Genomic DNA, 23,102 nt, shown 5'->3' on the forward strand with positions numbered 1-23,102 from the left:
TGCGAACGCAAGGGCACAAGGGTCACAAGCAGCTGTTCAGTCCGCTGCGATATTCGGCAAACCGTGGCGACCAACCCAACAGCCGCTTGGCCCGCCCGTTCGCCACCCGCCGATTTTCGGCATAAAAAGCGCGGGCCATCGGCGACAGGCTGTCGATCGTCACATAGGGCGGCGGAGCCAGCCCGAGCATTGATGCGGCCGCCTCCACCACATCATTCTGGCTGGCCGGCAGATCATCGGCGATATTGAACACACCCGTCGCCGGGCTGTCGATGCTGGCGACAACCGCGCCAACAATGTCATCGACATGGATCCGGCTGAAAATCTGGTCGGGCAGGTCAACCCGGTGCGCTTTGCCCTCGCGCACCCGGTCGAGGGCGCTGCGGCCTGGCCCATAGATGCCGGGGAGACGGAAAATGCGAACATCGGCGCGCAGGCCCTGCCAGGCGAGGTCGGCGGCATTGCGGCCGGCCCTCCGCCCTTTCAGCGGTGCACTTTCATCGACCCAGGCACCGCCGGTATCACCATAGACACCGGTGGACGACAGGTAACCAACCCACCGCGCCGGGGCGAGCGCCAGCGCCTCGCCATAGTTTGCAAGCACGGGATCCCTGCCACTGGCGTCGGGCGGGACCGAGGACAGGACGTGCGTTGCCGAGCGCATCGCAGCGAGTACTGCCGCTTCGTCGGCAAAGGGAATGGAACCATTGCGACCGTCGCGTGTCGTGCCGGTGACAGTCCAGCCCCTTGCTTCAATCCGACGGGCAATTGCCCCGGCGCTGTAACCAAGGCCAAAGATGAGGAGAGCGGTCATGCCGCTCCCCCTAACCCAATATTATGGCGTTGTCGCGGGGGCAGCGGCCGGCGCTGCCACCGCCGGCCGACCGGGACCAGCCGCGCGTGATTCAGGCGACAATTCATTCCAGTGCCGCGCCTTCCAGTCCATCGACATCTGCACCCGGGTGCGGCCCGAGGGATGATCGTAGAACAGGATTTCCTCCAGCGCGCCCGGTTCGATCTTGCGATATTCCGACAGGCGCATCGCTGCCTGGGCAAAGCCGTCGGGTTCGCGCGCGACATCGAGACCAAAGGCGTCCGCTTCGCTCTCGTTCCAGCGGATGATGCTGTTGGTCAGCGGCGTCATCACCACACTGAGCGCCCCGAGCGCTATCATGTAGACCGGGATAGCCGCCACATCATCGGGCCCGCGTACACGCCAGTTGCTCCCCCAGCGATTGATCATCGCCGGCACCATGCGCGAGGCGGCGAAGAAGAGCAGGCCAAAGATGAGGGCAAAGGCGCCGATCATCTTGTAGACATGGCTCAGCACATAATGGCCCAGCTCATGCCCCATCACCGCCGCCGTTTCAGGGAGGCTGGTGCGGTTGAGCAGATTGTCGTTGAGCGAGATGCGGATCGTCGGGCCAAGCCCCGAGACATTGGCTGAAATGCGCTTGGTCTGTTTCGACGCATCGAACAGGTAGATATGCTCGGCCGGAACATTCTGACTCTCTGCCATCGCGACAATGCGGTCACGCACCGGCCCCTGATCCAGTTCGGTATAGGTATTGAACAGCGGGTTGATGAACACCGGCACGATCAGCGCGGCAAAGGCCGCCATCGCCGTCATCGCTCCCGCGCCCCACAGCCACCAGCTTTTCGGGAATTTGCGGATCAGCCCCATGATGATGGCAAGGCCGATGGCAAGGAAGACGATGTTGATCGCCAGCATGATCCCGGCATCGCCGAGCCATTCGACGAAGGTCTGGTTCATCAGGCCATATTGGTCTTCGCGGACGAATTCGGTGTAGATCGTCCAGGGCGCGACGATCAGCGACGACACGATGCCATAGGGCAGCACCCACAGCATCGTCTGCAGCCAGCGCCATTTGCCCCAGCGTTCCGCCCAGTCGCGGAAGCGCGCCGACAGGCCGGTCCTGAGGATGACCAGTTCCGAAGCGATGGAGACCAGCGCGCCCCACAGGATCAGCCAGTAGCCGCCCTCGAAATAAGCATCCGACTTGGCCCGCGCCGCGCCGCGCAGCGTCGCCATATAGGCGTCGGTCGCGGCGTCGGGGTCAAAGGCTCCGCCAGCCTGCGCCGCCCATGCCGCACCGGGCAGCAGCAGCGCCAATCCTGCCACGGCGAGCGCGGCCTTGCGTCCTGTCATCATCGTCCATCCCCGCAGACTGTATTGGGTGGACAATACACATCGAGCAACACAGTTCAAGCGGCAGTTTTTCTGCCCTCCTCCTTGCGTTGCCGCGGCCCCTCTCCTAGGCTTTTGGCCATGTCTGACAGCCCCTCCCCGCTCGCCATCCGCACCATTCACCGCAGCGATTACCAGCCGCCCGACTGGCTGGTGGAGACTGTGCATCTCGATTTCGACCTGTCACTCGATGCCACCACTGTCTCGGCGACGCTCGGCATCCGCCGCAATGGCAGTCACGACCGCCCGCTGCGCCTCGACGAGGATGGCGCGATCCCCGAGGTCATCCGCGTCGATGGCAAGGCCGTCGCATACACCCGCGACAGCGGGCAGTTGATCTTGCCGGTGGGCAGCGAAACCGCCACCGTGACCTTCACCACCACCATCGACCCCAGCGCCAACACACAGCTCATGGGCCTGTTCGCCTCGAACGGCATGCTTTGCACCCAGTGCGAGGCCGAGGGCTTCCGTCGCATCATCCCGTTCGTCGACCGGCCCGACAATATGGCGGTCTATACCGTGCGCATGGAAGCTGACCGCGCAGCCTTCCCCATCCTCCTCGCCAATGGCGAAAAGGTCGCCGAGGGTGATCTCGATGACGGCCGCCACTTTGCCGAATGGCACGACCGCTGGCCCAAGCCCTCCTACCTCTTCGCGCTGGTCGCGGGTCAGTTGGTCGCCAACCGCGACAGCTTCACCACCGCCTCGGGCATGGATGTCGATCTCGCCATCTGGGTGCGTGACGGCGACCTCGACCGCACCGGCCACGCGATGCAGGCGCTCAAGAACAGCATGCGCTGGGACGAGCAGGTTTATGGCCGCGAATATGACCTGCCGGTGTTCAACATCGTCGCGGTCAGCGATTTCAACATGGGCGCGATGGAGAACAAGGGGCTGAACATCTTCAACAGCCGCTACATCCTCGCCGATGCCGACACGGCCTCGGACCTCGATTTCGACGGGGTCGAAGGCGTCGTCGCGCACGAATATTTCCACAACTGGTCGGGCAACCGCGTCACCTGCCGTGACTGGTTCCAGCTCTCGCTGAAAGAGGGCTTCACCGTCTATCGCGACCAGTGCTTCTCCGCCGACATGGGCTCCGAAGCGGTCAAACGCATCGAGGATGTCCGCATCCTGCGTGCCGCGCAATTCCCCGAGGACAATGGCCCGCTCGCCCACCCGATCCGGCCCGACTCCTATCAGGAAATCTCCAACTTCTACACCGCCACCGTCTATAACAAGGGGGCGGAGGTCATCCGGATGATGGCGACGATGGTGGGACCGAAGCGCTTCCGCGCCGGCACCGACCTCTATTTCGACCGCCACGACGGAGAGGCGGCAACCTGCGAGGATTTCGTCCGCGCCATTGAGGAAGGGGCCGGCATCAACCTCAGCCAGTTCCGCCTGTGGTACAGTCAGGCCGGAACACCGCACGTCACAGCCCGCGTCGAGCATGACGATGCCAGTGGAACAGCGGCGCTTCACCTGACCCAGACCATCCCCGCAACCCCGGGTCAGCCGGACAAGCAGCCGATGCTCATCCCGCTCCGCATTGCTGCGCATGACCGGGCGAAGAATGCGCCGGGCAGCGAACAGCTCGTCCTGCTCGGCGAGGCGGAGGCCAGCGTCTCGCTCGGCCGGTTCAGCGAGCCGCCTGTCCTCTCGTTCAACCGGGGCTTTTCCGCGCCAATCATCGCCGAGGTCGCCCGCAATCCCGGCGACCTCGCCTGGCTAGCCGCGCATGATGATGATCCCTTCGCCCGGTATGAGGCGCTGCAAGCGCTGATGCTCGACACGCTGGTTGCCCGGGTTTCGGGTGGTGACGCCAGCCATGACGCGGTTGTTGCCGCCGTCGGCAACACGCTCGCCAGTTGGGCGTCGGACCCGGCCTTTGTCGCCGAAGCCTGTGCCCTGCCCAGCGAAGCCTTTGTCGGCGATCAGATGCTGGTTGTCGATCCCGATGCCATTCGCCGCGAACGACGTGCCCTGCAACGCAGCATCGGGCAGACGCACGAGGCGCTGTTGCGCACCATCCACGCCGGCACAGCCACCAACGCCACAGAGCTGTCCCCGACGGCCAAGGGTATGCGCAAGCTGCACAGTCTCGCGCTGATGCTGCTGTGGGCGAGTGACGCCGCCGACGCCCCCGCCCTTGCCTTCGCCCAGTTCGCACAGGCCGGCGGCATGACCGACCGGCAGGCGGCGCTCGGCATCCTCGCCCACATGGATGCTCCCGAGCGGCAAACGGCGCTCGACGCCTTTTACGCCCGCTACCACGACAATCAGCTGGTGCTCGACAAATGGTTCACCACCCAGGCCTTTTCTTTGCGCGCCGACACGCCCGAGGTGGTCGCCGCGCTGGCGCAGCACCCCGACTTCACCCTCGGCAACCCCAACCGGGTGCGCTCGCTCTATGGTGCCTTTGCCGGCAATCAGGCGAGCTTCCATGACGCCAGCGGGCGCGGCTATGCCCTGCTGGCGGACCTCGTCATCGCGCTCGACCCCAAAAACCCGCAAACCGCCGCCCGGATGATCCCGCCGCTCGGGCGCTGGAAACGGTTTGACGAAAGCCGGGCGAGGCTGATGCGCGAGGCGCTTGAGCGCATCCTCGAAACGCCGGACCTGTCTCGCGATGTCACCGAACAGGCGAGCAAGAGTCTGGCGGGATAGGCTCTACCCTTCCCGCACCCGCATCATCGCCAGCGCCGCCACCACCAGCGTACCGGCGGCAAAGGCCATGGTGTAGATCGGCTCGGTCGGGAAGAAGGCCTTGACGATCGATCCCATCACCGTGGCCACCAGCAATTGCGGCACGACGACGAACACGTTGAACAAGCCCATATAGATGCCCAGCTTGCGCTGCGGCAGGGCGCCGGCAAGGATGGCATAGGGCATGGCGAGGATGGACGCCCAAGCGATGCCGATGCCGAATTCGCTGAGCAACAGCCATTGCGGGTCAGTGATGAAAAAGAAGCTGGCAAAGCCCGCGGCACCCGCCATCAGGCCGACCATATGGGTGCGGGCCTTGCCAAACCGTGCCGCCAACCAAGGCAGCATCGTCAGCGCCGCCACCGCCGCGACACCATTATAGACGGCGAACATGATGCCGACCCAGTTGCCGGCCTCGTTGAAGGTCGCGCTGCTGCTGTCGGTCGTGCCATAATAATATTGGGCGACGACAGGCGTGGTGTTGATCCACATGATGAACAGTGCCGACCAGCTGAAGAACTGGACAAGCGCGAGCTGTTTCATCACCGGCGGCATCCCGCCGAAATCACCGACAATATGGCCCAGCGCCGTGTTGCCGTGCCCCGCCCTGGCCATGGCTATCGCTATGGCACTGGCGAGGCCATATGCCGCGAGCAACCCGCCGAGCAGATAGACTTCCTTTTCCAACCCCCATTCGGCCACGGTGAGCATCACCACCACACCTGCCGCTAACCAGAGTCCGCTCGACACATAGGATCGAGCGGCGAGCGCCCGGATGCTCTCGTCCGTGTCATCACCCGCTGCGGCGTCATCACCAAAGGCGGCAAGTTGCGCCGGACTATATTCGCGGGTTGACAGCACCGTCCCCAGCACCGCGACAAACAGGGCAAGGCCGCCGAACCAGAAGCTGTACCTCACCGTGTCGGGAATGACGCCCGGCGGCGCTTCATTGGCGACCCCCATATGCTCCATCAACCAAGGGAATACCGAACCGACCACGGCACCCGCGCCGATAAAGGCGGTTTGCACCGCATAGCCCGCCGTGTGCTGATCCTTGCGCAACATATCACCGACAAAGGCGCGGAACGGCTCCATTGATATGTTGAGGCTGGCATCGAGCAGCCACAGCGTCAGGGCGGCGGCAAACAACACGGGCGCCAGCGGCATGTAGAACAGTGCAGCCGCAGAGAGGATCGCCCCGGCGAGGAAATAGGGGCGACGGCGGCCAAAGCGTGACCATGTCCGGTCGGAATAATGGCCGATGATCGGTTGGACCAACAATCCGGTCAATGGTGCCGCGACCCACAGCGCCGGCAAATCATCGAGACTGGTGCCCAGTGTCTGGAATATGCGGCTCATATTGGCGTTTTGCAGGGCAAAGCCGATCTGGATGCCAAAGAAGCCAAGGCTGATCATCGCCAGGCCGAGCCAGCCCTGACGTGGCTTGCCGCTCACGCCTGCGCTGTCGCCGATGCCATCGCTCATCCTTTTCCCTCCCCGGTGCGGCGTTGTTCACGCCTGCCTCTCCACCCCGCACAGTGGCGCAACCCCCGGCATCGGGCAATCGCACCACATACGAATACACTGGCAGCACGGCTTGCCAGCCGCCTGGTGACCGGGCAGCCCTTGCAGAGAAAGAATTCAACATTGTCATCCCCGCGAAGGTGGGGATCCATCTCAGGCCCTCTCGGCCAATGCAGGCTGGCTGACTTTCATGAGAGGACTGGGGATGGATTCCCGCGTTCGGCACAACCCAAGTCTGTCCTGAGGGCCTGCAAGGCTGTCGACGGGCGGGGATGACGAGATGGAGAGAGATGCCATGCGCCCCCTGACATTTTTTGCCGCTGCCAGCTTGCTGGCCCTCGTCACCCCCGCCTTGGCCCAGACCAGCCCGATCCCCGACCGCTACCAGCCGCACCCCTATGTCGAGATCAGCGCGCCGGAATGGACGCGCAATGCCGTCGTCTACCAGATCAACACGCGCCAGTTCACGCCCGAGGGCACGTTCCGCGCGGCGCAAGCACAACTGCCCCGGCTGAGAGCTTTGGGCGTCGACATCATCTGGCTGATGCCGATCCATCCGATTGGCCAGGTCAACCGCAAGGGCACATTGGGCAGCCCCTATGCGGTACGCGACTATTATGGGGTGAACCCGGAGTTCGGCACCAAGGATGACCTCAAGGCCTTTGTCGATGCCGCCCATGCACAGGGTATGCGCGTCATTCTGGACTGGGTCGCCAACCACACCGCATGGGACAATCCCATGGCCCGCGACCATCCCGACTGGTACGAACGCAATTGGGATGGACAGTTCCGCCCGACGACATGGTTCGACTGGACCGACATCATTGACCTCGATTATTCGAAGCCCGAGGTGCGCCAGTATATGACCGGGGCGATGGTCCATTGGGTGCGCGAATATGGGATCGACGGCTATCGCGCCGATGTGGCCGGCATGGTCCCGGTCGATTTCTGGAACAATGTCCGCGCCGAGCTCGACGCCATCCGGCCGGTTTTCATGCTCGCCGAATGGGAATGGCCCGAACTGCACCGCCGCGCCTTTGACGCCAGCTATGCCTGGGGATGGGCCGAGGCGATGCGCAAGGTGGCGCATGGCGAAGCCGATGTCGGCGCACTGTTCGGCTGGCTCAGCTGGGACGATGGCGCATGGCCAGCGGAATCAATGCGGCTGATGGGCACATCCAACCATGACTGGAATGCGTGGGAGGGGACCGAATATGAAATGTTCGGGCCCGCGCTGGAAAATGCCACCGTACTGACCTTTGTCGCGCGGGGCATGCCGATGATCTACAACGGGCAAGAGGCAGGCAACGCCCGCCGCCTCGCCTTCTTCGAACGCGATCCGATCATCTGGCCGGCGACCGAGCATGCCAATACCGCCATGTACCGCCGCCTCATCGCCTTCCGCGATGCCCATCCGGCGCTGCACAATGGCCGCTGGGGCGCGAGGCCTGTCCCGGTGATCAACAGCGCGCCGTCAAAAGTGCTCAGCTTCGTGCGCCAGCATCCCGCCGCCAATGGCCAGCCGGGCGACAAGGTCTTCGCTATCTTCAACATGTCCGCCGAACCGCAGACGATCCGCTTCAGCGCCGGTCCCTACGCCGGTGATTACACCGACTTTCGCGATGGCGGCGCGGTGCATATCGACGCGACGACAACCCTGACCCTCCCGGCCTGGGGACACAAGTTGCTGACCGGGCGGCCGTGAGAGGAACGCAGCCCGCCACCTTCCTTCCCCTTGGGATGGGGGAAGGATTCAGAGACTTTTGAGCGAAGCGAATTAGTCGCGGCTGGAGGGGGTGGCACCCTGTCGCCCGAAGGCAGTAAGGCTTTGTCCGGGACCAGAGGTGCTCGACGCAAGACCGACGAACCGATAGCCTAACCTGCCCCAGAAGACTGGCGGACCACCAGCCGTGTGGGGATGACCTCGCTGACCGACTGGCCCTTGTGGATCAGGTCGTGCAGTTTGCTGACCAGCAACTCTCCCGCGGCCCGGACATCCTGCACTACGGTGGTCAGCGGCGGATTGGCGAAGCTGGCGGCGAGAATGTCATCGAAACCGGTCAGCGCCACATCGTCCGGCACCTTCAGGCCGGCCTTTTGCAGCGCCCGCATGGCGCCGATGGCGATCATGTCGCTGGCACAGACAATTGCGTCGAGCCCAACGCCCTGTTCGAGGAAGTTCCGCGCGGCGACATTGCCATCCTCTTCGGCATTATGCGCCGGATATTGCGCTGCCGGTTCAAGCCCGGCCTCACGCAGCGCATCGCAATAGCCGTCATAGCGCGCGCGGAATTCGGGGGAGCCGATGCCAATCTCCCCGATGAAGCCAATGCGGCGGCGGCCAAGGCCGATGAGGTGCTGCGTGACCGCATGGCCACCGGCGCGATTGTCGCTACCCACCACCACCTCCGGGTGGCCCGGTTCCTCCGATCCCCAGCGGACGAAGTGCGTTCCCTGCTCGACCAGCCGGGCATGGCGTTCCTGATAGTCGCGATAATCGCCATAGCCGAGCAGGATCAGCCCGTCGGCCTTGCGGCTGTCCTCATAGTCGGTGTGCCAGTCGGATGACAGCTGCTGGAACGAGACGAGCAGGTCATACCCCCGGCGCGCCGTCGCCCGGGTGATCGACCCCAGCATGGCGAGGAAGAAGGGGTTGATCATCGAATCGTCGGGCGTCGGATCTTCGAACAGCAACAGTGCCAGCGTGTTCGAATGGCGGCTGCGCAGGTTCGACGCATTCTTGTCGACCTTGTAGTTCAGCTGGCGGGCAATTTCCTGGACCCGGTGGCGTGTGGCCTCGCTGACCGAAGGGCTGCCGCGCAGCGCCCGCGACACTGTCGGCTGCGAAACGCCCGCCAGTTCGGCGATGTCAAAGGATGTGGGCTTGCCCGCCACGTCCCGAACCTCTCCCCGTATCTTTATGTTGCGCCAGACGGACGGCGCATAATTTGAATACGTATGTGCCAAGCTTGGCTTTGGCTGGCAAGCATCGCATTAGGAAGAAGGACCAAAATTGGCGGAAACCCGGACCTGCATGCTTTGCGGGCCGGGGAAGCTTTGCCTGCGGGGTTCAAGGGGAGATCATATGTCCAACAAGACCTTCATTACCGCTGCCCGCCTGTCGCGCGGTGCCAGCACCATCGCGCTGGCCGGTGCCCTGTGGATGACCGGCACGACCGCCGCCATGGCCCAGGCTGCCGCTGAAGACGAAACCAATGACGACATCGTTGTCACCGGCTATGCCGCCGCGCTCGACAGCGCGACCACCGAAAAGCGTGAAAACGACCAGATCGTCGAATCCGTTTCTGCCGAAGACATTGGCCGTCTGCCCGACGCATCGATCGGTGAGGCCATTGCCCGCCTGCCCGGCATCACCTCGCAACGCCTCAACGGCCGCGCCAACAACATCGCCATCCGCGGCCTTGGCCCGGACTTTTCGCAGACCCTGCTCAACGGTCGCGAACAGACATCGACCGGCGACAACCGTGCCGTCGAATTTGACCAATATCCCTCGGAAATCGTCAACCAGGTGGTCGTCTACAAGTCGCCGACCGCTGATCTCGTCGGCCAAGGTCTGGTCGGCACCATCGACATCCGCACCATCCGTCCGCTGGAAAATGGCGGCCGCGGCATCTTCGCTGTCGGTGGCCGCGGCACCATGGCCGATCTGGGCGCGCTCAACTCGGGCTCGAACAAATATGGCTACCGCCTCAACGGCACCTTCGTTGACCAGTTCGCCGACGACACCATCGGCATCGCGCTCGCCGCCTCCTATGTCGACGAGCCCTACCAGCTGCAGGAATTCAACGCCTGGGGTTACAACAATGTCGGCGGCAACGCGCTGATCGGCGGGTCGAAGTCCTATGTCACCTCGACCCAGCTCCAGCGCCTGGGCATCAACGGCACCCTGCAGTGGGAGCCGAACGACAATATGATGTTCACCTTCGACGGCTTCTACTCGCACTTCAACGACGACCAGATCAAGCGCGGCATCGAGCTTCCGCTCGGCTTCTTCGCGTTTGGCACCCAGCTGTCGCCGACCGGCCAGACCGTGGCCGGCGGCCAGATCGTCGGCGGCACCTTCACCAATGTCGAAGGCGTGATCCGCAACGACGTCTATGATCGGGAAGCCGACCTCTACTCGCTCGGCTTCAACAGCGTCTATGACACGCATGATGGCTGGAAGTTCACCGTCGATCTCGGCTATTCGCGCACCGAGCGCAGCGAGCTGTCGATCGAGAGCTATTCGGGCACCGGCTATGGCACCGGCGTCGGCGCGACTGACACCATCCGCTTTGCCAGCGGTCCGTCGGGCACGGTCTTCCAGCCGACGCTCGACTATTCGAACAGCTCGCTCATCCGCCTGACCGACCCGCTCGGCTGGGGTGGCAGCCGCATTCAGGCCGGCTACTGGAACGACCGCCAGATCGTTGACGATCTCAAGCAGTTCCGGGCCGAAGTTGAACGCGAGATGGAAGGCACGCTGTCTAGCGTCCAGTTCGGCATCAACTACACCACGCGCGACAAGTCGCTGAACCCGGATGAGTTCTTCATCGGCCTGCGCGGTGGTGCCAGCTCGCTGCCGATCCCGGCGTCCAGCCTGCTGACCCCGACCAACCTCAGCTACCTCGGCCTCGGCCCGATCGTCAGCTATGATCCGCGCACCTTGCTCGCCGACGGCACCTATGTGCTCGACCGCAACACGTCGCAGGACATTCCGGCCAAGGCCTACACCATCTCCGAAGACCTGTTGACCCTGTACCTCCAGGCCAACATCAACAGCGAACTCGGCGGCGGCGAGCTGACCGGCAACATCGGCGTCCAGGCGATCCACACCGACCAGTCCTCGTCCGGTCTGGTGTTCGCCAATGGTGTCGGCTCCATCCGCACCCGCGGCGCCAGCTATTGGGACGTGCTGCCCAGCCTCAACCTGTCGCTGCGCTTTGACAGCGATCTCGTCCTGCGCTTTGCCGCAGCCCGCGAGATCCAGCGTCCCCGTCTCGACGACATGCGGACCGCGCTCAGCATCGGAATCGACAATTCGGTCGTTCCGCGCGTCTATTCGGGCAACGGCGGCAACCCGTTCCTGCGTCCGATCCGCGCCAATGCCGTCGACTTCAACGTCGAGCAATATTTCGGTCGTGGCGGTCTCGTTGCCCTTCAGCTCTTCTACAAGGATCTGAAGACCTACATCGATCAGGACCGGGTCACCTTCGATTTCGCCGGCAACCCGCTGCCGACCGGACTGCCGGTCTCCAGCACCGTCGGTTATCTCGACTCGCGGTTCAACACCGGTGGCGGCAGCTTCCTCGGTGCGGAACTGGGTGCAACCCTGCCGTTCGGCAACTTCGCCGAAGCGCTTGACGGTTTCGGCGTGACTGGCGGCGTGGGCTGGACCCGCACCCGCGTCCGCAATGCCCGTGGTCAGCTGAGCGCCATTCCGGGCTATTCGAAGTGGACCGCCAACGCGACTGTCTACTTCGAACGCTCGGGCTTCAACGCCCGCGCCTCGGCCCGCTACCGCTCGACCTTCCTCGGCGATTTCAACGGCTTCGGTGGCTCGCCGACGCGTCGTCAGGCGCTCGACGAAACCATTGTCGACGCCCAGATCGGTTATGACTTCCAGCCGGGCAGCGCGCTCGAAGGTCTCTCGCTCTATGTCCAGGGCCAGAATCTGACCGACGAACGCTTTGCCTCGGTGGCCAACACCGCCACCCCGCTGCAGGTCATCGACTACCAGATCTATGGCCGCCGCTTCCTCGCCGGCTTCACCTTCAAGTTCTGACACCTGAAGGGTCGCGCAACTCCCCTGCCGGTGTCATAGCTGGCAGGGGATTTGTTTTCTGGGGCACGGCGACATGACGGCCATGCGTGAAGCGCGCACCATCACGATCATCGGCGGCGGGACCGCCGGCTGGATGACAGCCGCAGCCCTTGGCCGTTTCCTTTCCGGTCCGGACTGGACCATCCGCCTCATCGAATCCGACGCCATCGGCACGGTCGGCGTCGGAGAGGCGACCATCCCCCAGCTCCACCTGTTCAACCGCGCGCTCGGGCTTGACGAAAACGCCTTTGTCGCCGCGACACAGGGAACATTCAAACTGGGCATCGCCTTTGACGGCTGGCGCGCGCCGGGCCACAGCTACATGCACGGTTTCGGCACGGTCGGGCGCGATCTCGGCATGCTGTCCTTTTACCATTACTGGCTCGCCGCCCGGCTGGATGGCATGGCCGCCGACAGCCTCGACGATTGCCTGATTGCCGCTGTTGCCGGGCGTCAGGGCCGCTTTGCCCGGCCTGACCCGGCCCGGCCTGCTCCGGCTGGCGGACACAATTACGCCTTTCATTTTGACGCCTCGCTCTATGCCGCCTTTTTGCGCAGCTATGCCGAAGCGCGCGGCATCAACCGCCATGAAGGCCGCATCACCGGATTTGAACGCGATGCCGAGACCGGAGATATTGCCGCTGCGGTGATGGAGGATGGCCGCCGCATCAGCGGGGACCTGTTCATTGATTGCTCGGGCTTCATCGGCCTTTTGATCGAACGGGAAATGCAGGCCGGCTATGAAAGCTGGCAGCATTGGCTGCCCTGCGACCGGGCACTGGCGGTGCCCAGCGCCGACGACAATCCCCCCCTGCCATACACCCGTGCCATGGCCCGGGCGGCAGGCTGGCAGTGGCGCATTCCGCTCCAGCACCGCACCGGAAATGGCCATGTCTTCTGCTCCGCTTTGATGGGCGAGGATGAGGCCGCCGCCATATTGCTTGCCAACCTGCCCGGTAGGGCGCTGGCCGATCCGCGCCCGCTGCGTTTCACCGCCGGTCGCCGCCGATCGGTTTGGGTTGGCAATGTCATTGCCATCGGCCTGTCCTCCGGCTTCCTCGAACCGCTCGAATCCACCAGTATCCACCTCATCCAGTCAGGCATCGAACGGCTGCTGAAGGCGCTGCCATCCGATCGTGGCAGCGATGCGGAACGCGCCGCCTTCAATGCCCAGGCAGCGGCCGAGATGGAGCAACTGCGCGATTTCATCATTCTCCATTATTGGGCGAATGGCCGTGACGAGCCCTTCTGGCAGGATCGCCGCGAGGCCAGCTTGCCCGACAGCCTGCAACAGCGCATCGACCTGTTCCGTGCCTCTGGCCGACTGGCCGACGGGCAAGGCGAATTGTTCACCCCGCTCGCCTGGCAACAGGTCATGATCGGTCAGGGCCTCTTGCCGGATGCCGTCCACCCGCTGGCGGCATCCATGCCAAAGGCCCAGCGCGATGAGCTGATCGCCATGGTGCGTCAGGTGGTCGCCAGCCAATCGGCAGCCATGCCCCTGCACCGCGCCTTCATCGACACAAATTGCCCTTCCACCCCCCGGGAAAGACTGGCCTCATGAAACATTTGACCCTTGCTTTTGCCTTGGCCGCCACCACCCTGTCGGCCTGCGCCCATGCCCAGACGGCCCCTGCCGTTCCCGCTCGGGCAACGCCGGCGGCACCATCCGCCGAGGCGCTCGCCGCCGTCCGCGCGCGTCTGCCACAGGATGAGATCATCTATTTTGTCCTGCCCGACCGCTTTGAAAACGGGGATCCCTCCAATGATCGTGGCGGCCTGTCGGGAGGCCCGCTGCAAACCGGCTTTGACCCCACCCACAAGGGTTTTTTCCATGGTGGCGACCTGCGCGGCCTGATCAACCGGCTTGATTATATCCAGGGCCTTGGCGCGACAGCGATCTGGCTGGCTCCGGTGTTCAAGAACAAGCCGGTACAGGGCGGTCCGGGAGAGGAAAGCGCCGGTTATCACGGCTACTGGGTGACCGATTTCACCACCATCGACCCGCACTTCGGCACCGAGGATGATTTCCGCGAACTGGTCAACGCCGCCCATGCGCGCGGCATGAAGGTCTATATGGACATCATCGCCAATCACACGGCCGACGTCATCACCTATACCGAAGGGGCAGCGGAAAACTTCCCCTATCGCAGCATCGCCGACTATCCCGACACCGCCTATACGCCGGTTGTCCCGGCGGCCGAGCGCGATGTGAAGGTGCCGGCCTGGCTCAATGATCCCCGCTGGTACCATAATCGCGGCAACACCCTATTCCGCAACGAAAGCTCGATCATGGGCGACTTTGTCGGCCTTGATGATCTCGCCACCGAAAACCCCCGGGTGATCGAGGGCTTCATCGAGATTTTCGGCAGCTGGATCGACCGTTTCGGCATTGACGGTTTCCGCATCGACACCGCACGGCACGTCAATCCCGAATTTTGGCAGGCCTTCAATCCGGCCATGCTCGAACGCGCCCGGGCACGCGGCATCCCCAATTTCCACATCTTTGGTGAAGTGGCGATCGAGGAGATCAATCCCGGTGCGCTCGCCCGGTTCACCAGGGTTGACCGCTATCCTGCGGTGCTGGATTTCCCGTTCCAGTCGGCCATCCGGGCGGTCGTGGCCGGCAACCAGAGTCCGGCCCTGTTCGAACGGCTGTTCAGCGGTGATGCCCTTTATGAGGGCGGCGAGCCGACCGCACTGCAATTGCCCACCTTCCTCGGCAACCATGACATGGGCCGCATCGGCACCTTCATCCGTCAGGCCAATCCACAGGCCAGCGATGCCGAACAATTGGCCCGCCTGCGCCTTGCCAATGCCCTGATGCTGACCCTGCGTGGCGTGCCGACCATCTATTATGGCGATGAACAGGGCTTTGTCGGCGATGGCAATGACCAGGCCGCACGAGAGGACATGTTCCCCAGCCGCACCGCCAGCTACAATGACAATGATCTGGTCGGCACGGACGCCACCACCGCGGTGAGCAATTTCGACACCAGCCACCCGCTTTATCGCACCATTGCGGAACTGAGCGCCATCCGCCGCGCCCATCCCGCGCTGACCCGTGGCCGGCAGCAGTTGCGCACATGGTCCGATGATCCGGGCCTGTTTTCCGTGTCGCGTTTCGATCCCGAGAGCGGGCGGGAATATATCCTCGCCTTCAACACCTCCAACCAACCGATCAGGGCCAACATGATTGTCGAACGCGGCTCCAGCCGTTTCACGGCCTTGTCCGGTCCCTGTCCGGCGACCGCCCGCGTTCCCGGCAGCGTCACCGTCAGTCTCGAACCCTTTGGCTACATGATCTGCGCTGCGGAGCCGACCGAGTGAATAAAGTTTCCCGTCTCGATACCGGTGCCTGCTCGGGCAGCACCGCGCCCTGGTGGCGCGGCGCGACCATCTACCAGATCTACCCGCGCAGTTTTGCCGACTCCAACGATGACGGGATCGGCGACCTTCCGGGCATCACCGCCCATCTCGATTATGTCGCCTCGCTCGGCGTCGATGCCTTATGGCTCTCGCCCTTCTTCAAAAGCCCGATGCGCGATTTCGGCTATGATGTGTCCGACTATTGCGATGTTGACCCGATATTCGGCACGCTCGCCGATTTTGACGCCTTGGTCGCCCGCGCCCATGCGCTCGGGCTCAAGGTGCTGATTGATCAGGTTTATGCCCATACATCGGACCTGCACGACTGGTTTGTCGAAAGCCGGTCGAACCGCACCAACCCCCGCGCCGACTGGTATGTCTGGGCCGATGCCAAGCCGGACGGCTCGCCGCCCAACAATTGGCAGTCCGTCTTCGGCGGCCCGGCCTGGACCTGGGACGCCCGTCGCTGCCAATATTATCTGCACAATTTCCTCAAGGAACAGCCACAGCTCAATGGCCATCATCCCGATGTGCAACAGGCACTGATCGACGCGGCCCGCTTCTGGCTGGATCGCGGGGTTGATGGCTTCCGCGTCGATGCGATCAACTTCGCGATGCACAATCCGGCGCTGACCGATAATCCGCCGGCCCCCGACACCGGAAAGCCCCGCACCCGGCCCTTCGATTTCCAGCTCAAGATCCACAATCAGAGCCAGCCGCAGGTGACGGAGTTCCTGCGTCGCTATCGCGCGATGCTTGATGACTATGGCGCCATCTTCACCGTGGCCGAGGTCGGCGGCGATCAGGCGATTGTCGAAATGAAAGCCTATACGGAGGGGGATGAACATCTCAACAGCGCCTATGGCTTCGACTTCCTCTACGCCGACAGGCTGACGCCCGAAGTGGTCGCCACCGCGCTTGCCGAATGGCCCGACGCTCCTGGCATGGGCTGGCCGAGTTGGGCCTTCGCCAATCATGATGCGCCGCGCTGGATCAGCCGCTGGGCACCTGCTGACGCCCGCGATGCCTTTGCCCGCCTTATCCTTCTCCTGTTCGTCGCCCTGCGCGGCAACATCATCCTGTGGCAGGGGGAGGAACTTGGCCTGACCCAGGTGGACATCCCGTTTGAGCGGCTCCAGGACCCGGAAGCCATCGCCAACTGGCCCCTCACCCTTTCCCGCGACGGCGCCCGCACGCCGATGGTGTGGAGCGACAATGCCCCGCATGGCGGCTTTTCCCACGCCGAGCCATGGTTGCCGGTCGGTGAGGATCACGCCCTGCTCGCCGTCGCCCGGCAGGATGGCGATCCGGCCTCGCTGCTCAACTGGACGCGCCGCCTTGTCGCGCTCAGGCAGGCGCAGCCCGTGCTGCGGCTCGGCCGCCTCGACATTGTTCAGGCGAGCGACGACCTGCTCATCTTCACCCGTGCATGGCAGGGTGAAACCTTGCTGTGCGCCTTCAATCTCGGATCGGCCGTCCAATCCTGGACTCCACCTGCCGGGCAGGCCTGGACCGTTCTGGAAAATGTAGGCGATTCAACGCTTTCCATTCTCCCCGCCTATGCCGGCCTGATCGCCAGAGGAGCCTGAGTGATGCCCGCCCTGACCCCCAGATACTGGCTCTACCTCGCCCTCTACCTGCTCGCCATCTGTGCGCCCGCCAATGCCGAAACCGTCGCCACCGCCACTTCCCCCGACGGCAAGATCGAAGTCCGCATCGACATCAACAACGACGGCCGCGCCAGCTACAGCGTCACCCGCGAGGGCCGGCCAGTCATCGGCAACTCTCGTCTCGGCTTCCTGTTCACCGACGCCCTCGCCTTCGACCGCGGCCTGACGCTCGAAAGTCAAGCCAGCAGCAGCGCCGACACCCGCTGGGAGCAGCCCTGGGGCGAGCGCCGGTTCGTCCGCGACCATCACAATGAGCTGATGCTCGCCCTGCGCGAGCGCGGCGACGGCCAGCGCAAACTCGTAGTGCGTTTCCGTCTGTTCAACGACGGCATCGGCTTCCGCTACGAATTTCCGTCAGACGGCAATTGGCCGATCACGATCAACATTCAGGACGAACTGACCGAGTTCACCGTCGACCGTCCCGGCACCGCCTGGTGGATAGCGGGCGGCGACTGGAACCGCTACGAGCAGCTCTATCAGCGCACCCCGATTGACGCGGTTGCCACCGCCCATACGCCCATCACAATGCGCTTCGAAGACGGAACACACCTCACCTTCCACGAGGCGGCATTGGTCGATTACGCTGCCATGTGGTTCCGCCGAGTGGAGGGGCAGCGCTTCAAGGGGACTTTGTCTCCTTCTGGCAGCGGCCCGCGAGTCACCCGCGTCGTTCCCTTCCCGACACCGTGGCGGACAATCATAATCACAGCTGATGCTGCCGGCATGGTCGAGAGTGACCTTGTCCTGAATCTCAACGAGCCAAACAAGCTCGGGGATGTGAGTTGGGTGCGTCCGTATCGCTACATCGGCATCTGGTGGGGGATGCATCTCGGCCAATGGAGCTGGGCCTCGGGCGAACGGCACGGGGCGACCACGGAGAACGCAAGGCGCCACATCGACTTTGCTGCACGCCACGGCTTCCGAGGCGTGCTGATCGAGGGCTGGAATGTCGGCTGGGACGGCAACTGGTTCGGCCATGGCGACCAGTTCAGCTTCACCCGTCCCTATTCCGATTTCGACCTTGAGGCAGTTGCCGCTTATGCCCGCGAGCGGGGCGTGCGGCTGGTTGGCCATCATGAGACGGGCGGCAACATCGCAGTCTATGAAGACCAGCTGGAAGACGCGATGGCCCTTTACCAACGGCTCGGTATCGACAGCGTCAAGACCGGCTATGTGGCTGATGCAGGCGGCATCATATCGCGTGATGCCGAAGGCACGATACATATGGAATATCACGATGGGCAGGTGATGAGCCGGCATCATATCCGGGTCGTGGAAGCGGCTGCACGGCACCGCATTGCTGTCAATCCGCACGAACCCATCAAGGATACCGGCCTCAGGCGGACCTATCCGAACTGGGTGAGCCGCGAAGCAGCGCGTGGCATGGAGTATAATGCCTGGACCGGCTCCCAGAACCCGGTCGATCACGAACCGACATTGGTCTACACACGCATGCTGTCAGGTCCGATGGACTTCACGCCTGGCATTCTGTCGCTCCAGGGCCAGAACGGGCAGCCGCTCAATTCCACCATGGCTCGCCAGCTGGCGTTGTATATCGCGATCTACAGCCCGATCCAGATGGCCGCAGACCTCATTGAAAATCTGGAGCAGCACCCCCGGGAGCTGGCCTTCATCAGTGCAGTGCCAAGCGACTGGGCGGAAAGCCATCTGGTTGATGGCGCTGTTGGCGAATATGCCCTGTTCGCGCGCAAGGACCGGAATAGTGAAGATTGGTATCTCGGGGGAATAACGGATGGTCAGGCCCGGGACTTCAACACGCCACTCACATTCCTTGAACCCGGGCGGCGCTATGTCGCGACCATCTATCGCGATGGGCCAGAGGCGGACTATCGGACTGACCGGCGCGGGGATATTGTGATTGAAAGCCGTGAAGTGACGAGTGCCGACCGACTGTCGTTCCGAATGGCGCCCGGTGGAGGCGCGGCGATACGTTTTGTCCCGGTCCGGACAAGTGGTAGGCGATAATGCACAGGGCGCCCCCAACTCCTGCCGAACCACTGCGCATTGTCATCGTCGGCGGCGGGACGGCGGGCTGGATGGCAGCAGCGCTGATGGCGCAGCACTGGGGCGCGGCTGCGACCGTTACCGTGGTCGAAAGCGTCGACATCGGCATCATTGGTGTTGGCGAGGGATCGACGCCGCAGCTTCGCGCGTTTTTCGAGAAACTGCGTGTTGCGGATAGCGAGTGGATGCCAGCGTGCAACGCGACGTACAAGGCGGGTATCCGTTTTGCTGGCTGGTCCGAACGGCCGGGGTTTCAGGAATATTTCCATCCCTTTGCCACGGCACTGGACGGACATACGGCGCCTTCCTTCTTTTTTCATACAAGGGCGCGGCGGTCCGGGCGGGATGTATGGGCGCATCCGGACCGGTTTTTCCTGTCGGAAAAGTTGGCGGCGCAGCGATTGGCGCCGGTGCCTGCCGGGAATTTTCCGTTCGACATTGGTTATGGCTATCATTTTGACGCGGTGCTGGTCGGGCGGTTCCTGAGACGGCATTGTGCCGAGCGGTTGGGCGTGGTGCATTTGGAACGCATGGTGACGGATGTGCAGCTCAATGTAGAAGGCGAGGTAGAGCGACTAATCACGGCTGAGGAGCCCTCTATCGAGGGGGATTTTTTTGTCGATGCGTCGGGGTTTCGGGGGCTGCTGATCCAGCAGGCGCTGGGCGAGCCGTTCCGACCATTTGCAGAAAATCTGTTCAATAACAGTGCTATAGCCATTCCCACCGAGCGCGAGGCAGAGAGCCTTTCGTGCGAGACCAAGGCCACCGCCCTGGCCGCCGGATGGGCCTGGCAGATCCCGCTGACCAACCGCTATGGCAATGGCTATGTCTATTCGTCGGACTTCAAGTCGAAGGACGCCGCCGAGGCGGAGTTGCGGGCGCATCTGGGCATCGGCGACAAGGGCGAGGCGCGGCACCTGAGCATGAATGTCGGCCGGGTCGAACGCAGCTGGGTGAAAAATTGCCTCGCCGTCGGCCTCAGTCAGGGCTTCATCGAACCGCTCGAGGCAACGGCGTTGCACATCGTGCAGGCGACGGTCGAGCAATTCTGTGCCGCCTATGACGCCGGCACAGATGCGGCGCGGGACCAGTTCAACCAGCGGATCGCGGCGCGCTACGAAGGCATCCGCGACTATATCGTCTGCCATTACAAGGTGAACCAGCGCCGCGACGATGGTACGGCTCGCGACTATTGGCGGGCCAACGCCGCCAACCAGCATCTGTCGGACACTCTCAAGGCCGTGCTGACCAGCTGGTACACAGCAGGCGAGCTCGATGCCGAAATCGCCCGGCTGGGCATCGCCACTTATTATGCGCCGCTGTCCTGGCACTGCCTGCTGGCGGGCTATGGCACCTTCCCCGAGGACGCCAAGTTGACCGCCTCGACCGAGGGGCTGCCGCTGGCGGACATGGCGGTGATTGACGATTTCGTCGATCGGTGCAGCCGCAACTTCCCCGACCATGCGGCGCATCTCGCCGCTCTGACCGGACCCTGACCATGCGCATGATCCGTTGGCTGGTTGCACTCTTCTGCCTGATGCTGTGCAACCTGCATAGCCCAGCAGTGGCTCAGGCCGATGGCCGGATGGTCGAATGGCGCGACCTTGCCTCAGCCCATGTCCAGCCCCGCAATGTCACCATCTGGCTGCCGCCGGGCTATGACGGAAGCCAGCGGCGTTACCCGGTCATCTACATGCATGATGGGCAGAATATCCTTGTCCCCGGCCATGCCTATGGCGGCGAGGAATGGGGCGTCGACGAGGCGCTGTCGCGGATGATCGCCAGCGGCAGGACGCGCGGCGCGATTGTCGTGGGCATCTGGAACACCAATTTGCGCGGCCGCGAATATTTGCCGGCCAAGGTCGCGGCGCTGTTGCCGCCGGACCAGCGCGCGCTGGTTGAAACCACCCATGGAGGCCCCAGCATCGCCGATGCCTATCTGCGCTTCATCGTCACCGAGTTGAAGCCACGGGTTGATGCCGAATTCCGCACGCGGCCTGACCGCGCCCACACCAGCATCATGGGGTCAAGCATGGGCGGGCTGATCTCGCTTTATGCGCTGGGGGAATATCCCGACATTTTCGGTTGCGCCGCCGCCGTGTCGATCCACTGGCCGCTCGGTGATCCGCGCGAAGGCCAGGGAGCCAACCCGGCGTCAGTCACGACGGCGTTTGACCAATGGCTTGGTTCCACCCGCCTGTCGCCGCGCCAACACCGGCTCTACATGGACCATGGCACGGTCAACCTCGACGGTTTCTACCGGGCCTATAGCGAACCGATGGCGACTGTGTTCGCCCGGCGCGGCTGGAGGAGCGGGCGCGGGTTCCAGTCGCGCCTGTTCGCTGGGGCCGACCATAATGAGCGCAGTTGGCGCGAGCGGGTCGAGATTCCCTTGGCGTTCCTCTTGCGCTAACAGGCCAACCGGTCCCGACAGAGGGCCGCGTCAAACGTGGGAGCCCCAAGCGTGTCTGTACCGCCCATTGCCCTGTTCCTGTTTCAGGCAAGTCTGCTGATTGCCGGTCCCTGGGCGCTTTGGCGGCTGACCGGCATCAGGCGCATCGCGCCGCTCGCCGTGCTGCAGATTTGCGCCGGCGTGCTGTTGGGACCATCGGTCCTCGGCGTCATTGCGCCGGGGGTCCAATCGGCCCTGTTCCCCGCTGACAGTGTGCCGAAGATCGGCTCCGTCGCGCAGCTGGCGGTGGTGCTCTACAGTTTCTGTACCGGCATGCATCTGGACCATCGCGAAGTGGCCCGGGCACAGGGAACCACGATCATCGCCACCACATCCTTTGTCCTGCCGATGCTGGTGGGGGCGGTGATGGCCGTGCTGTTGGCTGAAGCAGTGCCGGCCATCATGCCGGAAGGGATGACCAGCCCGTCGATCAGCTTCATCGCCGCACTGGCGCTGTTGACGACGGTGACGGCGCTGCCGGTTCTGGCTGCACTGATGCGCGAGACCGGCATATTGCAGACGCCGTTCGGGCAGCGGGCACTGGGGCTGGCGGCCATCAATGATGCGGGCATGTGGATCGGCGTCGCGGCCATCCTGTTGGTGGTGGCTCCGGAGGCGGAGGGTGCGCACCTGATGGCCATGCCGCCCCTGGTTCTGCTGATTGCCGGTGTCAGCCATGTGCTGAGGAAAAGCAGCGTTGCCGAAGAATCCAGCGGGGTGCAGGTGCTGCTGTGCGCCTATGCCGCGCTGGCGGCGGCGCTGAGCGAGGCAGCCGGAGTGGGCTATGTCATTGGTGCCTTTGTTGCCGGAGTGACCGTGCCCTATCGTTATCGCAAGGCGATGCTGGACCGGCTGGAATGGCCGGCGCTTTTCATCCTGATGCCCTTTTTCTTCATGGCGACCGGCCTGCGCATCCGCGAAGACCTGTTGTCGCCACAACTGATCGGTCTTGTGGTTGTCCTGTCGCTGACCGCGATGAGCAGCAAGATGATCGGCACGGCCATCGGTTCGCGACTGGCCGGCCTGTCATGGAAGGAGGGGGCAGCCATCGGCACCGCATTGCAGACCAAGGGGCTGATGGAAGTGCTGGTCGCAACCATCCTGCTTGACCATGGCGTGATCGGCGAAGCCCTGTTCGCGCCGCTGATCCTGATGGCGCTGATCTGTACTGTGGTGACGACGCCGCTGCTGCGCCTGCTGGGGGTGATCCAGCGGGGGTGACGAAGGGCGTGCTGTTTGGAAAATGACGCTCTGGGCCCCGGCTTTCGCCGGAGGGCGAGGAAGCCATGGTGCCGCTGGGGCCCAGCCGAATACGAATAA

General features: G+C 63.6%; 14 protein-coding genes. 10 read left to right on the forward strand and 4 right to left on the reverse strand.

The window, feature by feature from the left end:
• Positions 1-22 precede the first annotated feature (22 nt).
• Positions 23-814, reverse strand: coding sequence for an SDR family oxidoreductase (locus GV829_RS02690; protein ID WP_169943709.1), 792 nt, complete (start codon positions 812-814; stop codon positions 23-25).
• A gap of 21 nt (positions 815-835) precedes the next feature.
• The gene (locus GV829_RS02695; protein ID WP_246202979.1) at positions 836-2,173 is read right to left on the reverse strand and encodes a M48 family metallopeptidase; all 1,338 of its coding nucleotides are present in this window, start codon (positions 2,171-2,173) and stop codon (positions 836-838) included.
• A gap of 117 nt (positions 2,174-2,290) precedes the next feature.
• Here GV829_RS02695 and pepN point away from each other — a divergent pair, with 117 nt between their 5' ends.
• Complete coding sequence (pepN, locus tag GV829_RS02700; RefSeq protein WP_169943710.1) at positions 2,291-4,879, forward strand: aminopeptidase N; 2,589 nt, start codon at positions 2,291-2,293, stop codon at positions 4,877-4,879.
• Between the two features lie 3 nt (positions 4,880-4,882).
• Here pepN and GV829_RS02705 read toward each other — a convergent pair whose 3' ends face one another.
• Complete coding sequence (locus GV829_RS02705) at positions 4,883-6,403, reverse strand: MFS transporter (protein WP_169943711.1); 1,521 nt, start codon at positions 6,401-6,403, stop codon at positions 4,883-4,885.
• Positions 6,404-6,737: 334 nt separating this feature from the next.
• Here GV829_RS02705 and GV829_RS02710 point away from each other — a divergent pair, with 334 nt between their 5' ends.
• Positions 6,738-8,147: an alpha-amylase family glycosyl hydrolase gene (locus GV829_RS02710; RefSeq protein ID WP_169943712.1), complete on the forward strand. Its 1,410-nt coding sequence runs from the start codon at positions 6,738-6,740 to the stop codon at positions 8,145-8,147.
• A gap of 170 nt (positions 8,148-8,317) precedes the next feature.
• Here GV829_RS02710 and GV829_RS02715 read toward each other — a convergent pair whose 3' ends face one another.
• Positions 8,318-9,337, reverse strand: coding sequence for a LacI family DNA-binding transcriptional regulator (locus GV829_RS02715; RefSeq protein ID WP_169943713.1), 1,020 nt, complete (start codon positions 9,335-9,337; stop codon positions 8,318-8,320).
• Between the two features lie 190 nt (positions 9,338-9,527).
• Here GV829_RS02715 and GV829_RS02720 point away from each other — a divergent pair, with 190 nt between their 5' ends.
• The 8 genes from GV829_RS02720 (at position 9,528) to GV829_RS02755 (ending at position 23,003) form a co-directional block, all read left to right on the forward strand.
• Positions 9,528-12,227: a TonB-dependent receptor gene (locus GV829_RS02720; RefSeq protein ID WP_169943714.1), complete on the forward strand. Its 2,700-nt coding sequence runs from the start codon at positions 9,528-9,530 to the stop codon at positions 12,225-12,227.
• A gap of 73 nt (positions 12,228-12,300) precedes the next feature.
• Positions 12,301-13,830: a tryptophan halogenase family protein gene (locus GV829_RS02725; RefSeq protein WP_169943715.1), complete on the forward strand. Its 1,530-nt coding sequence runs from the start codon at positions 12,301-12,303 to the stop codon at positions 13,828-13,830.
• Positions 13,827-15,596: an alpha-amylase family glycosyl hydrolase gene (locus GV829_RS02730; protein ID WP_169943716.1), complete on the forward strand. Its 1,770-nt coding sequence runs from the start codon at positions 13,827-13,829 to the stop codon at positions 15,594-15,596. Before GV829_RS02725 ends, GV829_RS02730 begins: the two co-directional genes overlap by 4 nt.
• Positions 15,593-17,224: an alpha-amylase family glycosyl hydrolase gene (locus GV829_RS02735; RefSeq protein ID WP_169943717.1), complete on the forward strand. Its 1,632-nt coding sequence runs from the start codon at positions 15,593-15,595 to the stop codon at positions 17,222-17,224. Before GV829_RS02730 ends, GV829_RS02735 begins: the two co-directional genes overlap by 4 nt.
• Positions 17,225-17,227: 3 nt before the next feature.
• The gene (locus tag GV829_RS02740) at positions 17,228-19,291 is read left to right on the forward strand and encodes a glycoside hydrolase family 97 protein (RefSeq protein WP_169943718.1); all 2,064 of its coding nucleotides are present in this window, start codon (positions 17,228-17,230) and stop codon (positions 19,289-19,291) included.
• On the forward strand, positions 19,291-20,826 hold the full coding sequence (locus tag GV829_RS02745; RefSeq protein ID WP_169943719.1) for a tryptophan halogenase family protein: 1,536 nt from the start codon (positions 19,291-19,293) through the stop codon (positions 20,824-20,826). Before GV829_RS02740 ends, GV829_RS02745 begins: the two co-directional genes overlap by 1 nt.
• Positions 20,827-20,828: 2 nt before the next feature.
• Positions 20,829-21,743 (forward strand): alpha/beta hydrolase, encoded by a 915-nt coding sequence (locus GV829_RS02750; RefSeq protein WP_169943720.1) that lies wholly within the window; start codon positions 20,829-20,831, stop codon positions 21,741-21,743.
• A 51-nt stretch (positions 21,744-21,794) separates the two neighbouring features.
• Positions 21,795-23,003, forward strand: coding sequence for a cation:proton antiporter (locus tag GV829_RS02755; RefSeq protein ID WP_169943721.1), 1,209 nt, complete (start codon positions 21,795-21,797; stop codon positions 23,001-23,003).
• The last annotated feature ends 99 nt before the right edge of the window (positions 23,004-23,102 follow it).

This window comes from Sphingomonas lacunae (genome assembly GCF_012979535.1).
Taxonomy (GTDB): domain Bacteria; phylum Pseudomonadota; class Alphaproteobacteria; order Sphingomonadales; family Sphingomonadaceae; genus Sphingopyxis; species Sphingopyxis lacunae.